The 14,650-nt window shown below is 41.7% G+C and carries 18 protein-coding genes; 8 read left to right on the top strand and 10 right to left on the bottom strand.

Going from position 1 to position 14,650, the window contains the following annotated elements:
* Positions 1-102 precede the first annotated feature (102 nt).
* Together FN815_RS01580 and FN815_RS01575 are read left to right on the top strand one after the other, a co-directional pair.
* Entirely contained in the window at positions 103-594 is a 492-nt protein-coding gene (locus FN815_RS01580; protein ID WP_142452838.1) for a DUF4920 domain-containing protein, read from the top strand.
* 109 nt (positions 595-703) lie between these two features.
* The gene (locus FN815_RS01575; RefSeq protein WP_142452837.1) at positions 704-1,195 is read left to right on the top strand and encodes a putative metallopeptidase; all 492 of its coding nucleotides are present in this window, start codon (positions 704-706) and stop codon (positions 1,193-1,195) included.
* 377 nt (positions 1,196-1,572) lie between these two features.
* Here FN815_RS01575 and FN815_RS01570 read toward each other — a convergent pair whose 3' ends face one another.
* From FN815_RS01570 to FN815_RS01545, 6 genes are all read right to left on the bottom strand, one after another.
* The gene (locus tag FN815_RS01570; RefSeq protein ID WP_142452836.1) at positions 1,573-1,797 is read right to left on the bottom strand and encodes a translation initiation factor; all 225 of its coding nucleotides are present in this window, start codon (positions 1,795-1,797) and stop codon (positions 1,573-1,575) included.
* A 4-nt stretch (positions 1,798-1,801) separates the two neighbouring features.
* The gene (locus tag FN815_RS01565) at positions 1,802-3,214 is read right to left on the bottom strand and encodes an MATE family efflux transporter (protein WP_142452835.1); all 1,413 of its coding nucleotides are present in this window, start codon (positions 3,212-3,214) and stop codon (positions 1,802-1,804) included.
* A gap of 185 nt (positions 3,215-3,399) precedes the next feature.
* A complete protein-coding gene (locus FN815_RS01560) occupies positions 3,400-3,966 on the bottom strand; it encodes a hypothetical protein (RefSeq protein WP_142452834.1) in 567 nt (188 codons plus the stop codon).
* A gap of 104 nt (positions 3,967-4,070) precedes the next feature.
* The gene (locus tag FN815_RS01555) at positions 4,071-5,528 is read right to left on the bottom strand and encodes a carboxypeptidase regulatory-like domain-containing protein (protein WP_142452833.1); all 1,458 of its coding nucleotides are present in this window, start codon (positions 5,526-5,528) and stop codon (positions 4,071-4,073) included.
* Positions 5,529-5,663: 135 nt separating this feature from the next.
* Positions 5,664-6,890 carry an MFS transporter gene (locus FN815_RS01550; RefSeq protein WP_142452832.1) on the bottom strand — a complete coding sequence of 409 codons (1,227 nt, stop codon included), beginning with the start codon at positions 6,888-6,890 and terminating at the stop codon, positions 5,664-5,666.
* Positions 6,891-6,984: 94 nt separating this feature from the next.
* Positions 6,985-7,230, bottom strand: coding sequence for a hypothetical protein (locus FN815_RS01545; RefSeq protein WP_142452831.1), 246 nt, complete (start codon positions 7,228-7,230; stop codon positions 6,985-6,987).
* Positions 7,231-7,299: 69 nt separating this feature from the next.
* Here FN815_RS01545 and der point away from each other — a divergent pair, with 69 nt between their 5' ends.
* The 6 genes from der (at position 7,300) to FN815_RS01515 (ending at position 11,547) form a co-directional block, all read left to right on the top strand.
* Entirely contained in the window at positions 7,300-8,610 is a 1,311-nt protein-coding gene (gene der / locus FN815_RS01540) for a ribosome biogenesis GTPase Der (protein ID WP_142452830.1), read from the top strand.
* Between the two features lie 91 nt (positions 8,611-8,701).
* Positions 8,702-9,388: a NuoI/complex I 23 kDa subunit family protein gene (locus FN815_RS01535; RefSeq protein ID WP_142452829.1), complete on the top strand. Its 687-nt coding sequence runs from the start codon at positions 8,702-8,704 to the stop codon at positions 9,386-9,388.
* Positions 9,389-9,403: 15 nt separating this feature from the next.
* Positions 9,404-9,934: a hypothetical protein gene (locus FN815_RS01530; RefSeq protein ID WP_142452828.1), complete on the top strand. Its 531-nt coding sequence runs from the start codon at positions 9,404-9,406 to the stop codon at positions 9,932-9,934.
* Entirely contained in the window at positions 9,934-10,536 is a 603-nt protein-coding gene (locus FN815_RS01525; protein WP_142452827.1) for a hypothetical protein, read from the top strand. The genes FN815_RS01530 and FN815_RS01525 overlap by 1 nt, the downstream gene beginning before the upstream one ends.
* Before the next feature lie 21 nt (positions 10,537-10,557).
* Entirely contained in the window at positions 10,558-11,016 is a 459-nt protein-coding gene (locus FN815_RS01520; protein WP_142452826.1) for a peroxiredoxin, read from the top strand.
* 165 nt (positions 11,017-11,181) lie between these two features.
* Positions 11,182-11,547, top strand: a complete 366-nt coding sequence (locus FN815_RS01515) for a response regulator (RefSeq protein ID WP_142452825.1) — start codon at positions 11,182-11,184, stop codon at positions 11,545-11,547.
* A gap of 128 nt (positions 11,548-11,675) precedes the next feature.
* On the opposite strand, the gene FN815_RS01510 is transcribed toward FN815_RS01515, so the two are convergent.
* The 4 genes from FN815_RS01510 to FN815_RS01495 all read right to left on the bottom strand — a co-directional run bounded on the left by FN815_RS01510 (position 11,676) and on the right by FN815_RS01495 (position 14,650).
* Complete coding sequence (locus tag FN815_RS01510) at positions 11,676-12,353, bottom strand: energy transducer TonB (RefSeq protein ID WP_142452824.1); 678 nt, start codon at positions 12,351-12,353, stop codon at positions 11,676-11,678.
* Positions 12,354-12,657: 304 nt separating this feature from the next.
* Positions 12,658-13,344, bottom strand: coding sequence for an energy transducer TonB (locus tag FN815_RS01505; protein ID WP_142452823.1), 687 nt, complete (start codon positions 13,342-13,344; stop codon positions 12,658-12,660).
* Between the two features lie 68 nt (positions 13,345-13,412).
* The gene (locus tag FN815_RS01500; protein ID WP_142452822.1) at positions 13,413-14,306 is read right to left on the bottom strand and encodes a diacylglycerol/lipid kinase family protein; all 894 of its coding nucleotides are present in this window, start codon (positions 14,304-14,306) and stop codon (positions 13,413-13,415) included.
* The gene (locus FN815_RS01495; RefSeq protein WP_142452821.1) at positions 14,303-14,650 is read right to left on the bottom strand and encodes a DUF952 domain-containing protein; all 348 of its coding nucleotides are present in this window, start codon (positions 14,648-14,650) and stop codon (positions 14,303-14,305) included. Before FN815_RS01495 ends, FN815_RS01500 begins: the two co-directional genes overlap by 4 nt.

The raw sequence follows: 14,650 nt of genomic DNA, 5'->3' as shown, positions 1-14,650 counted from the left end.
CAAATAAGGTTCGGAGTTGCCGGATTCATTTATGAATAGGGATGTAAAATGGTTTAGAAAAATGCTATGTTTTGCCAACCATAAAAATTGAAAATAATTCCTATGAGATCACTATTAATCGCTGCAATGGCAGTACTTTTTTCTACTGTAGCCTTCGCCCAACAAGGCGAAGTAGTCCGGCTTTCAGAGCCCGTAACGGTAACTGAAAGTTATGAAGTATTCGGCTCGGAAGTAGCAGATTGGGAAGCTCCGGTAACACTTTCTGCGTTAATAGCGGATCAGAAAGTTTGGGCAGACAAAGAAGTGACCGTGAAAACCGAGGTAGCTGAAGTTTGCCAGAAAAAAGGCTGTTTCTTTATAGCCCAGGACGGAGATCAAACAGCCCGGGTGACTTTTAAAGATTATGGATTTTTTGTCCCAACGGATTCTCAGGGAAAGAAAGTTACCCTTGTTGGTACCTTTTCGGTAAATGAGCTATCTGAAGAAAAAGCTAAGCATTATGCCGAAGATGCCGGTGAAGACCCTGATACCATAACGGGGCCACAAAAAGAGTATGCAATTGTGGCTACATCCGTATTAGTGCCCAAAAAATAGACTTTTATTGTTGTATCAAACACATTCAAAACAAAGAGTGATATACTAAGCACGTATCACTTTTTTTCTTTTCAGCTAATTTTAATTCAGTAAATATATACCTCTATATATGCCAGATAACGATTTTTTAAAAGCAGAAGCGACTATCCATTCTACCAAACAATTGATGGAATCTCCCGAAGTGGAGGCCATCGCCAAAAAAGTAATTGAAGAGCATAAGCTGGAATTTGGTCCTGCTGAGATTGGCTATTTTCTGGTTTATCCGAATTTATCCAAACAGCGTGCTGCAAAATGTATGAAAGCCAGTCGCGAAGTGAAGCATTATTCCGGAAACGATTATCTAATTGAGATTTCCGGAGAGCTTTGGGATATGCTCGATAATGATACCAAAGAGATGATGCTGTATCACGAGCTGCTGCATGTGGATCCTACCTTTAAGACAAAGAATCAGGAATGGAAGATGAACATCCGCAAACCTGATTTTGCCGATTTCTATACCATCAACGACAAGTACGGCAACGAATGGTACAAAACCATCCAAGCCACCGCTTCTTCCTTGTATGATTTGGATCCCCGGCAGGAGAGTAAGGTTAAATTGTAGTTAGTTACAAGGTTTTAGGTTCAAGGTGCAAGAAACTTCATTTCCTAAGCAAGGTTTGAAGCATTTTTTGCACTTATTCATTTAATGTGAAAGCCCACAGTGTTATGAGAGTAGAAGTTGAGGGTAAGATTCCTTGAAAGGCCTTGGTTACAAACACCCTCCACGTGTTTTGGCAAGCCAAAACCCTGCACCTCCCTCAAGGGAGGATTCTTTAGTGGGCGAACAAATGTATCCTGTCTAAATTCCAATTAAAATGGGTATGAAGGTATTGAAAAGTCTCTCCTTGAGGAGAGATCAATAAGTACAGTTGTTCCTGTACTTATTGTGAGAGGTGTTAGTGCTAATTTATAGAGTGTTTTTCTCTATGTTTCTAACACCTACTTCACCTCATATCCCTCTTTTTCGAGGATTTTTTTGATGCGGTCAACATGGTCGCCCTGGATTTCGATAGTCTTTCCTTTTACTGTACCGCCGGTGCCAAGTTGGGTTTTAAGCTTTTTTTCCAGCTTTTCAATTACTTGAGGGTTATGGGTGATTCCCCGGATTACGGATACTTGCTTCCCGCGTCGTCCGGCTGTTTCCATGGTTACAGTAACTTTCATAAAATTAAATTTGGGTTGATTTCCAATTTCCGCGTTTGAACAAGATAAGGCCGATTATGCCCAAAAGCGATTCTGCAATAACAATGGCATAGAACACGCCGGGTTCAGCCCAGCCCAGGTTAATGGCCAGCATATATGCCAATGGAATTTCGATCATCCAAAAGCAAAGAAGGTTAATAAGGGTAGGGGTACGGGTATCACCGGCTCCGTTAAAAGCCTGGATGATGACCATCCCAAACGCATAAAAGAGATAGCCATAGCTCATGATACGCAAACATTGAGCCCCGATGGCTATTACAGCTTCCTCATCTGTAAATATTCGAACCAGGTCTTCCGCATATATCAAAAAACAAATACCAACCATTCCAAGAAAAATCATATTCACAAATGCGGTTATCCAGGTAGATTTTTCAGCCCGGTCGGGTTTACCTGCCCCCAAGTTTTGGCCTACAAGGGTAGCTGCAGCATTGCTCATTCCCCAGGATGGCAGAATGGAGAAAAAGACAATACGGATGGCAATGGTGTAACCCGCCAGTGCCACACTCCCAAATTCAGCTATGATGCGAACCAGGCCAATCCAGCTGGAAGTAGCAATTAGAAATTGACCGATACCTCCCAGCGAAATTCGAATCAGTCGCTTAAGCACTTTGGTTTTAAGGACCAAGTGCTTTCTGGTAAGCCGGATGCGAGCCCGGCCATCAAAAAGTCGATAGAATTGATATGCAACACCAATGCCACGTCCTATAGTAGTTGCGACGGCTGCACCGGCAATGCCGAGCTCTGGAAACGGACCATATCCGAAAATGAGCAGAGGATCTAACACAATGTTAATGCTATTGGAAAGTATAAGAACGCGCATGGAAATGGCAGCATCACCGGCCCCACGAAATACGGCATTAATCACAAACAAAAACATAATCACCAGGTTTGTACCCAGCATAATGGCCGTATAGGCATTCAGGTTTTCCACGATGTTGGACCCCGCCCCCATGAGTGTTAGTATCTCACCTGAATAGAAGATTCCGGCCAGTGAAACGGGAACAGAGACAAGGAAGGCGACAAATATGGCTTGGAAGGAAGCTGCAGCGGCTTCATCAGGCTTCTTTTCTCCAATACGGCGCGCAATGATCGCAGTAGTGGCCATACTGAACCCAATTGCTACCGCATAAACAAGGGTTAACACTGATTCGGTAATCCCAACTGCGGCAACTGCATCGGCACCCAATTTGGATACGAAGAAGATATCCACCACAGCAAACACCGATTCCATCATCATCTCCAAAACCATGGGAATAGAAAGAACCAGGATGGCCCTGCCAATGCTGCCTGTGGTAAAGTCGAGTTCGGTACCGGCCAGGGAGGCCTTTATGTCAACCCAAAGAGATCGGTTTTCTTCGGGCATTTGATCTGTATTCATTTATTTTATCAGCAGTCATCAGTCTGCTGACCTTAATCGTAGATATTAGGAAATTGTTTCAGAATAAGAACACCTAAGGTATAGGTGTCTTAGAAGTACAAAGTTATCTCTTGGTGAGGATAAGAGAGTTCATTTGTACGGGATGTAATCACTCAGAAAGGTTCAAACTGCAGAACAAGAGTATTCTATTCAGGACGCGGACTTAAGAAATGAGAACCGTGAACATGAACATTCTTAACCTTCCAGGCCAGCTTTTCAATGAAAGAGGTTGGGGCTGGAAACTTGACAACTGCATCGGCCGTTCTTGTAACTGTGGGGTCCAGTTGTTCCTTATCTTTAAATTCCAGTACAACAGGTACCTTAAGTTCCTTTATTTTTTTGAGGAAATACTTCTCCTGGGGAGTAGCATATTTAACTACAGAAGAAGTGAAGCCGGTGTAAGCGCCATTCAACTGCTCTGCATTTCTGAAGATAACCAAAGAAGCATCCGTTTTGAGTGATTCAACGCATTCGTCAATATTGCGATAGCTCTCTTCTTCAAATGGGGTGATAATATCCTCGGACAGATCAATTTCAGAGGCATCATCATACACTTCCCGTTTCAACTCATCAAGCGCCGCTTTGCGGTTCGTATCAAATTCCCCGGCAAAGACAATCAACATGTGCTTAGCACCGTCCAGTGCTCTGAATTCCTTTAAGAAGTCTTTGTATTCTTTGGTGTTGTATGCAAAGATGTTTTCCTTATTCATCATGAATTTTTGCCGGGTTTTAGGTTGGCTTCAAAGGTAGGATTTACAAGCATTCCAAAAAAGTGCTAAATCCGAAAAAATTGAGCACTTTTTGGAATATATAAGCTCTATTGTTTTGCTCTTGTACCTTGGATTGTGCGGGTTGTTTCCGAACCCGAAGATGCAGAAACTACACGAATGGTGATGGTTGTTCCAACAACTTCGCTGTCCTCGTCATCCGTATCTGAGACGGTGAATCCAAATTCTGTACTTCCGGGGCCCGGGGTCAAGTGATCACTCAGAGTAAATCCAACATCTCCGGATGCTTCCAGTCCTTCAGGAATATCTACACTAATTTCGGTTCCAGCTGCCATAGGGTTCCCATTGAGGTCCGTCACAGTAAAACTAAATCTTTGAGAACCATTCGCTGGAATCTCTACGGTTTGAGGGCTTACACTAATGCTAGCATTTCGGGTAGTAAAGAGCATTTCAAGTTCCTGGCGGACATAATCGTTGTTTTCATCTACGGTTTTGGCAAATACTTTGAAGAAGCCAATACCTCTGGGAGAGGAGGTAGGTGTACTTCCATCCGGACGGAGCAATACCGTAGCCCGGCCATTTTCATCTGTCAGAGCAGATCCTTCAATAATACCGGCACTTTCGGTTCTGAAGTCTACAGCGGTACCCTCTTTTACAGGATTTCCGTGTTTGTCGCCCACACTTGCAGTCACTGCGTAATCATAGGTAGTGGATCCCTCACCAGGCACTATACCAAATCCTTCAACATTATAATTTTCAGGAGCAATGAAAAAACGGTCGGGGGCTGGAAAGCCACTTTGAATGGCAATCAAAATAGGAGTGGAGCGTATGATCAACCCAACTTCAGGTCGTTCAATGAGTGCTTCGAGTCTTACCACTCCGGAAGAGTCTCCACTGGCCAGGTTACCCACTACACGGCCTTGAGCATTGGTTTCAACTGTTGCGGGTAAAATAGTTTCTCCGCCGCCCGGACTTTTAATCATGTTGAACTGCACTTCAACTGAATTATCAAGATTAATGGGGCGACCGGCTGAATCCAACACAGCAAAAGTAAAGGTTGAGTTTTCAACTCCACCGGTTCCACGTACGTTGATGGATTCCTCAGAGACATTAATAAGTTCAAGACGGGCAGCTCCCTGTGATTCTCCGGTAACAGAATCATCGTCATCATCATCGCCATCGCCACCAGGGGTTCCAGTGTTTTCTTCGGTAAGTTCAAAATCGAAGTCTGTAACAACATCTTCAGGCGCTACTTTCAAAGAGCGTGTTCTTTCTACATAATCAGAAGAGGAGGCCGTAATTTGCAGATCCGTTACTTCAGATACGTCGATACCGGTAAGCTCGTATTGTCCCAAAGAATCCGTCCTGGAGAAAATATCGGTGAATTCTTCCGGGGAAGAAACTTGAACAGTAGCATTTTGAATGGGATCTCCGGACTGTAACTCAGATACGGTACCCTCAACCAGTACATCTTTCTCTTCTTGCTGGCAAGCTAAAAACGACATGCCAAGAACTGATACAAAAAACAGTAACGCTATTCTTTTCATAATTTTTTTGTTTTAAGAGGATTTAACCCTGCAAATGTTACAAAAATCAGGAATACAAAAATTTGATAATCCAGAGGTTTGACAAACACCTTAATATTAAAATTATTTAATCTTAAAAAAAGGAAGCCTCAAAATTTACTCTTCATCAGCGAACTTTGTGCCAGATTCTGTATTCAATTCAGGCTCAGGCACATGCCGCCAAACAATATAGGCCATTATCAGAATCATTAAAGTTCCAATCAAGGTATTGCTCATATATCCGCTTTCTACATAAAATGGACCGGCAATTGAGCCTCCAATGCCGTAACCAACTTGGCCAATAGCCACCAGCAAACTCATTAATGAACCCCGGTTATCCGACTTAATTAGCTGTGTAGATAGAGCCTGAAACGGGCTAATCCGCATGGCTATGAGTACCATGGTAAAGAAGAATACGATATAGGAGATCCAAAATTCGGTAATTACCAAAGTAGTGATGGCCATCACTACGGAAAGACCGAGACAGGATACGATAATAATTTTTTTGCGGCCGATATGATCCGATAATTTACCGGCCAACGGACCTGTAATTACGTTGGCAATGCCACCAACAAAAAACAAAGAAGCAATCGCTTTTCCGCTCACATTAAAAGAGTCTTCCAGCCAGGTGGGCAGGTATACTACAAACACGGAGATACTCAAAAACATTACAACATAAGCAAAGGCAACTGCACGTACTTCACTGCGCTTCAATAATTTAAGGTATTTATTTAATGATCCCTTAAACGTTACGCGATCGGCAGATAGCTCTACATTGGGCTGGGGGACTTTTGCCAGTATCAACAAAAAAGTAAGCAACATGATACCGGCAAATATCAGAAAAGGAATTCTGAATCCATACAAATCAGCCATTAATGTGCCTATGGGAATACCCAGTATTTGTCCCATAGCCATGCCGCTCATAATCCAGCCGTTGGCCCATCCTCTTTTTTCGTAGGGAAAATAGTCTCCCACATAAGCAACTGCTGCGCCACTTAAAACGCCTCCGGCCATACCAGCGAGGGCACGAACAGCCAGCAATTCCCAAAAGGTATCGACAAAACCATGCAGAAAAAGAAAAAAGGAAATGCTTCCTGTGCCGATCAGTAAAATCATTCGGCGGCCGATTTTATCGGAAAGTGGCCCCATAATAATAGCAAAAAAACCAACCATCACGGCGTATACGGTTACAAGATTGCCTAAAACTTCAATAGAAGTGCTTAATTGTTCGGCAATTCGTGGAAGGATGGGAGAAATAATCATCACCTGGCTGCTCGCTGCAAAAAGTAGCAGCCATAAGGCAAAAATGATGATATAGGGATTGCCGTCTTGTTTCTTAGTCATTCCGCGATGTTTCGAGCCAAGATATAGCGCATCATGTTAAAAAGCAGTAAATAATTGTATTGCAGTGGGATGTACTTGTGGAGGGTATCAGCCATTATGGTTGTTTGCCGTCCATGCTTCTATATTGTTGATACATGTCGTAAATCAACCAAATAACCGGATAGGGAGGGAAAACCACGGCTATAAGAACCTGCCAGTCATTTCCTTTTTTCTGGCCGCCATCATAAGGGAGGGCAATACCGGCTATGCCGGCAATCCAAAGGATCAAGAAGATAAAAAGCACAAAGGCTAAAGCCAGTGCACCAAAGAAACCGAAATTTTCAAAAAAGCTTTGAAGCATGATATTATATAAGTGCTGAATTATGCGTACCTTTCCTGCTTGATTTAATCTAAGAATCTAACACATAAAATGCTCCCAGTAGTTTCCATAGTAGGACGCCCCAACGTTGGTAAATCCACTTTTTTTAATCGCCTTATCGGCAGACGTAAAGCCATTGTGCACGATGAGTACGGTGTAACCCGTGACCGCCATTATGGCGAAACCTTCTGGAACGGCCGTGATTTTACGGTTATTGACACCGGTGGGTACTTGCCCAATGAGATGAACGTGATGATTCAAGGTATACGCGAACAGGTACACATTGCCCTGGAGGAATCGGATCTTATTTTGTTTGTAGTTGATACTAAAGATGGTATAAACACATTGGATAAATCTGTTGCGGAACTGCTTCGCCAGCAAGAAAAGCCGGTTATTGTGGTACCCAATAAGGCGGATAATGAAGAACGCCGCTTTAATGCTACCGAGTTTTACGAACTTGGATTTGAGCATTTATTCCCGGTTTCTTCTATTAATGGAACCGGTACGGGCGATTTATTGGATAAAGTAGTGGAGATGTTGCCACCTGAATCTGAGCCGGAACCGCCTTCAGAAACGCCTAAGCTTGCCTTTGTAGGCCGGCCAAATGTAGGTAAAAGCAGTTTGTTAAATGCTCTGTTAAATGATGAGCGGGCCATTGTAACGGATATTCCCGGTACTACACGCGATTCTATCAACAGTAACCTCACCTATAAGGACAAAGAGTATGTGCTGGTAGACACTGCCGGGCTCAGAAAACGAGCCAAGGTGAAAGAAAACATTGAGTTTTACAGCACCATACGTACCGATAAGGCCATTCGGGAATGCGATGTGGCTGTTTTAATCATTGATTCCATGCGTGGTTTTGAAGAACAGGATAAACGGGTAATCCGCGAAGCTGAGAAATTTAATAAAGGATTGGTGATTGCGCTCAACAAGTGGGATTTGGTTCCTGAGAAAGACACCAACACCGTGCGAGAATTTGAAGATTACATCTATTCTACGGTTCCTCAGCTTTACTATGTTCCTATTATTACCATATCTGCTCTCAATAAGCAGCGGGTACACAAAGTGATTGAGATGGCCGAAACGGTGATGCAGGAACGAAAAAAGAATATTTCTACTTCTGATTTCAACGATTTTCTCGAAAATATGCTAAAAGAAAAGCCGCTGCCGATGAAAAGAGGGCAGCAGCTACGTATAACTTATGCAACACAGGTAAAGAGCAACCCGCCGGTATTCAAGTTTTTTATGAATAGCCCGCACGAGTTGCCCCCGAATTACAGAAAATTTATCGAACACAAAATCCGAGAACGTTTTGGATTTTTGGGTGTTCCACTTACAATGGTATTTAGGCAAAAATAAAATCGGAAAAGCTCGTAAATAACTTTGATGCTAAGTGCACAAAGGTTTATTTTTGAATTTCAAATACGCACACGCAAACGTTTTCAACTGAATGGCTAAGAATCTCGAACAACCGACAGTAAACGCAGTAAGCGATAATTACGAAAAAGAACGAAAACTGGGTTTCCTGGAAAACTTGTACCTGCCCGAAATTTTAAAGGGGATGTGGTATTCTTTTAAACAAATGTTCCAGCCTACCTTTACCATGAAATACCCGGAAGAAAAATGGGATCCCCCTGCAATTTTTCGTGGACGTCCTGTTTTGGTTGAAGACCATGGCAAAGAACGGTGTGTAGCTTGTGGTTTGTGTGCACGTGCATGTCCGCCGCTGGCTATTAGCATGCAGGCCAAAGAAACCGATGATGAGAAAGAACGATTTCCCGATTTCTTTGAAATTAACATGTTGCGCTGTATCTACTGCGGATATTGCGAGGAAGTATGCCCCGAAGAAGCTATTGTGATGAGTAAGGATTACGACATTGTTTTTGAATCAAGAGAAGATGCCGTTTACGACAAGGAAAGACTTCTCGTGCCTAAAGAAGATGTATCAGAGCGTCTGGAGTATCTTAAAAAGTATCGTAACCGACAGTTTGGTTCATTCTGGGATTTCCAGGAAGAGAATAACATCCACTCAGTTCGTGATCGGGATCGTGAATGGAATACAGGCCTTTCTCTGGTAGATATGATAGAGCGACAAGAGAAAAACGACGCAACCCCTGCATCTTCAAGCTGGTCGTAAGGGACTAAAGCGATAATGGATATAAAACAAAGCCAGATTGATTCATTAATTGATGACGTCGCGTATCTCGAACACGAAGCTGAAGCGCTTAAGTACGTCATCGAGTCGGTACCTTATGATGAATCTCCCGAAGGAGGGAGGTCCATTTCAGAGATATTACTCTATTTGGATCATGCACAGCAAAATTATTACCGGCGAGTAATTGAGGATGCTTTTAAAAGCGTACGACCGATAAACCTAAATGCCTACAGCCGACCTGAAGATACTTTTGAAGTGGATGAGGATTTGCTTAAGGATATCCAAAAGCTGCTGTACAAAATTTCAAAGCATCGGGTAGCACTTTTAAATCTTATCAAAAACATCCAGTTAATAGATTGGGAAAGGGAAATTAGCCGGGGAAAAGAAACTCTTACCTTATATGAATTTGTAAACCAAATGGTTCGCAAAGAGCGCAGCACTCTGAAAGAAATTGCGGATTTGGTGATGGCTTATCAGAATAGCAAGCAAGTACAGCGCGAGATGCAAAGCCGAAATCCGGATCAGTAATGGATTCGGTAATGTGGATTGACTTGTTGGTTACAATAACGGTAGGCGCCGTTTTACTGTTGTTTATCAAGTCTCTCATCCGTAAATTCACCTTACTCAAAGCTTATTTTAGTGCGGCAGCATTATTTTTACTAGTGCCTTACTCAGCGGGCTTATTTCAAATAGAAACTGCCTTCCAACTTCAGGAATGGGCCAAACTCATTTCTATTACTATATATATAAGCGGGCTGTTGGTGCTTATCAGAGAATCGAAGCCTGTTTTTGCCCGTTTTCCTAAACACTTAACTGCTTTACCCTTTATAAGTTTTATCTTTTTTCCACTGATTATAAACTCATTTATAATCAAGGACTTATTAAATGCAGTTTACCAGGGAGGAGCCTTAGCTGTTACCGTTTTGATCTTTACAATCAATAATGCCAGGAAAAGCCAACGCAGGTACTACATATTAGGTATAAGCCTTGTAACAGCAGCTTATTTGAGTTATTGGTTGTTTTTTAACCGCAATCCGGATTACGACTACATTTGGATCTCCGAAATTTTAATGTCGGCTGGAATTTTAATAACAGCGCTCAGGTTTCTCAGGGAACAAGTAGATTCATAACCCAAAATAAGCCCAGCCATCATGAGTATAAAAGCTCCAGAGTTTACCCTTCAGAATACCAACGGTGATGAAGTATCACTAACAGATTTTAAAGGAGAAAAGAATGTTGTGTTACTTTTTTTCCCATTAGCATTTAGTAGTGTTTGTACAAAAGAGATGTGCTCAACCCGAGATAATCTTAAAATGTTTAATGCACTTGATGCAGAAGTGATTGGCATCAGTGTAGATAGTTTTTTTGCACTGAGGGCATTCAAAGAGTCAAACAATTTGAACTTTACCTTACTTAGTGATTTTAACAAAGAAGCAAGTAAAGCTTATGATGTTCTCAATGAAGATTTTTTTGGAATGAAAGGAGTATCCAAACGCGCAGCTTTTGTGATAAATAAAGAAGGAGACATCGTTCACTCTGAAATACTGGAAGATGCAGGCAACCAACCAGACTTTAATAGAATACAGGAAGTTCTTGCGGAATTCGACTAATGAGAAGGAGGCTGAGCTAATCAGCCTCTTTAAGATTAATTATATTTTACATAATATAAATTATAGGACATTTTGTGTGTTATTATAATAAATCAAACAAAGCCCTATCTCTTTATCCAAGAATTAAATAGTTTACGGGCCGAATAAAATATCTATATATAATCTATGCGAGTTCTTATTGTTGAAGACGACAAGGTGTTGTCTCTTTTATTATCCAAGATGATCGAAAGGCTTGGTTTGGAAGTTTTAATGATTGTGACCAAAGGTGCTGAAGCCATTGAGAAAATTGTTGAACTGGAACCAGACCTGGTTTTGATGGACATTATGCTTGAAGATGATATCGACGGCATCACCGTGGTAGAAAATATCCGTAGTAAATCAATCGATACTACTGTAATCTACATTACCGGAAATTCTGATGCTACCAATCGTGAACGGGCCAACGCTACTAACTATTCCGATTACCTTATTAAGCCAATTAGTTTTGAGGAACTTAAAACGTCAATTCAAAAAATAGACGATCCCTCCTGATACTTCTCGACCATTTGATCTTTTTAGCGCCTTAGAAGCGAAATATGGACCTCAAAAATTTCGTAAATAAAAAAAGTCCCGATATTGCTACCGGGACTTTTCATTATGCTAAAAATAAACCTTCACGTTCAGCTGTTTTGCAGTGAAAATGAGATTGGTAAACTGTAACGAACCATTACAGGTTTGCCCCGTTGTCTTCCGGGAACAAATTTTGCTTTCTTAACGGCTTTCAGTGCTTCTTCATCACATCCACCGCCAATTCCGCGGATAACCACGGGATCTTGAACATTTCCATCTGTATCGATAACGAACTGAACGACAACTCGTCCTTCAATACCGGCTTTTCGGGCCATTTCAGGATACTCAATATACTTTTGAATAGAAGGAAGCCCGCCAATTAATTCAGGCATCTGTTCAACCACTACAAATATTTCGCTTTCCTCTTCTTCCTCATCATTAGATGGTGGTGGCGGAGGAACATCTATAGCTATTTCATTCATATTGAGCTCAGAGTCAAGATCAATAATTTCATCCTCAATGATTTCGTCATTGGGTACCTCTACAGGAACAACCGGCCGTGGTGGTGGCGGTGCTTGTAACTCCTGCTTGGTTTGTACAATTTCTTCCACATACACTTCTTCCTGTTTGTCAACTATAAGATCGTCTCCTTTTTCGGAAGATTGAATAGTGATTTTAGTGCCTGCTATGAAGATAAGCAGTGATAAGATGAATCCTAGTTCAAGTCGTAATAAGTAGCCTTGTTTCAGATCCTTGTTTCGTTTAACAATTTTAACCGGACCTCGCATAAGAACCTCCGTTAGTTTTTAGAAGTTGTTTAATGATACTCGCTGTCCGTGAAGATTTAATGAAGCGCTTTTATGGTTTTAGCTTTTTTGAGGGATTATCCAAAATGCCAAGAAAAACGCTTTTTACGGACGTTAAAGCTCATTTTTCTGATTTTTTTAATTTCAGAACGATATGCGGGTACGCAGAATAGCGCAAAAAGTTGGAAGGGCTTTTTTAAAATCTAGTAACTCAACTTTTTGTCACAGCAAAACATGAAAAAGGAGATCCAAAAACATTCCTCCTTTTTCATGAATATTACTTCTTTCAGCGATTATGTTTGCTAAGTGAAAATGAGATAGGCAAGCTATAGCGAACCATTACAGGTATTCCTCGCTGTTTTCCAGGTTTGAACCGGGCTTTTTTGACAGCTTGGAGTGCAGCTTCATCACATCCTCCGCCAATTCCTCGGATAATTATCGGATTAGTAACGTATCCCGTGGTATCTATAACAAATTCAACCACTACCCGGCCTTCAATACCGGCTTTACGGGCCATTTCCGGGTATTCTATGTGCTTTTGTATGGATGCAAGCCCACCAATCAATTCAGGCATCTGTTCAACCACTACAAAAATCTCTTGTTCTTCTTCCTCGGGTTCTTCTTGTTTAGGTGGAGGCGGCGGCATCTTCAGAGGTATTTCTTCAATGTTAAGTTCCGCATCAAGATCAATAACTTCATTTTCAATGATTTCATCATTCGGAACTTCCACAGGAACTACCGGGCGTGGCGGCGGCGGAGCTTTTAGCTCTTGTTTTGTTTGTACAATCTCTCTTACTTCAACCACTTCTTGGTTATCGGGAGTATATATGGTGGTGTTTTTAACCGGTTGTATCTGGATTTTAGAGCCCGTAATCATGATAAGCAATGTGAGAATCAGACCCAGTTCCAATCGTATTCTATAACTGCTCTTCCAGGCACTTGCACGTGAGATAAGTATTGCTACTCCTTTCATAACAACCTCCTTTTTTGAAGTTATATGAAAAATAGCAGAGCGCCATATTGGCGTTTATGCTCTCTGATTTAAGATACGCAAATAACGGATATTTTGCTTTTTAATAAGTGAAAAGTGCAGATGTTTTTTGCTGCTATCTGCTCCCCGTCAGCGTGTGTTTTAACCCGTCTTGAACTTTTTAAAGCGCCTCCCGTTTGGATTGAATATGTATCCACAACATCAGGGTTAAAAGCTATGCCCACCGACAATTTGATGAACTCGTAGAATAGCCTCCATTTGGCTATATCCTTAACTACCAGTACTTCTAATATGCCGTCATCATTTCTTGAACGTGGTGAAATCACATAACGCCCGCCTTCTCTGTTGCCATTGGCCAGAGTTACCATCCAGCTTCTTTGATGGATGACTGTATCCATCTCATCAAATTCCAAAGCGATTTCAAAAGGACGAGCACGGAAGAGGGCTTTTAGTCCACCGTGAAAGTAACGAAGTGCACCGGTTTTCAATTTGCTTCGGTTTGCGTAATAGTTTGTGAGTCCATCTACTCCAAAGCCCAGAGTATTTAACACATAATTATCATCAAACTGTATCACATCAACAGTTTTAAGCTTTCCGGTAAACAGGGTCTCAATTGCTTGTTTTACAGACCCATTTAACCCCAATTGCCGGGCAAAATCATTTCCACTGCCAATTGGAATTACTCCCAGAACTGCTTCGGAATCCATCATACCATTCGCCACCAGGTGCACGGTTCCATCTCCTCCACAAGCAATGATATGAGAAAACTTTTGAGCCATTTCCCTGGCCTGCTCCTTAATGGATTCTCCCTTCTTCACATATACAATGTGAGCATCAGGCACTTCTTTAATTATTTCGGCTTCATATTTCCTAAAGGCATCAACTGCACGTTCTGCATTCGATGCCCCATTAATGATAAAGCAGTATGTGGATTTCCGGCTCAATCGAAGTGTTTTACATGTACCGAAAACTTACCTTCCTTGTTATTTTTAAGGCGGATTTTATCAATGACGGTATCTATTGAGATATCTCCTTGAATAGCTACGATTGGATAATCTGCTTCCTTAGTTTGTTTTAAGGGAGATTGGATGCGCAGCGGATCAAGCACCAGTAACATCACTGAATCTTCTCCTTCAAAATGTTTGTTTATGATCTCTTCTGCATCCTTACCCTGGAATGCCCTGAGATATGAATTGTCGTCAAGTTTACCGGGACTTATAGTTCCGGATTCTGATAGTTTTTTCCAATCAGACGGCGTTACCGCCATAAATAATAAATCGAAATCCAA

The organism is Gracilimonas mengyeensis, assembly GCF_900182705.1.
Lineage (GTDB): Bacteria > Bacteroidota > Rhodothermia > Balneolales > Balneolaceae > Gracilimonas > Gracilimonas mengyeensis.
Note: the sequence above shows the minus strand (reverse complement) of the source record. Positions and strands in the feature narration are given on the sequence as shown.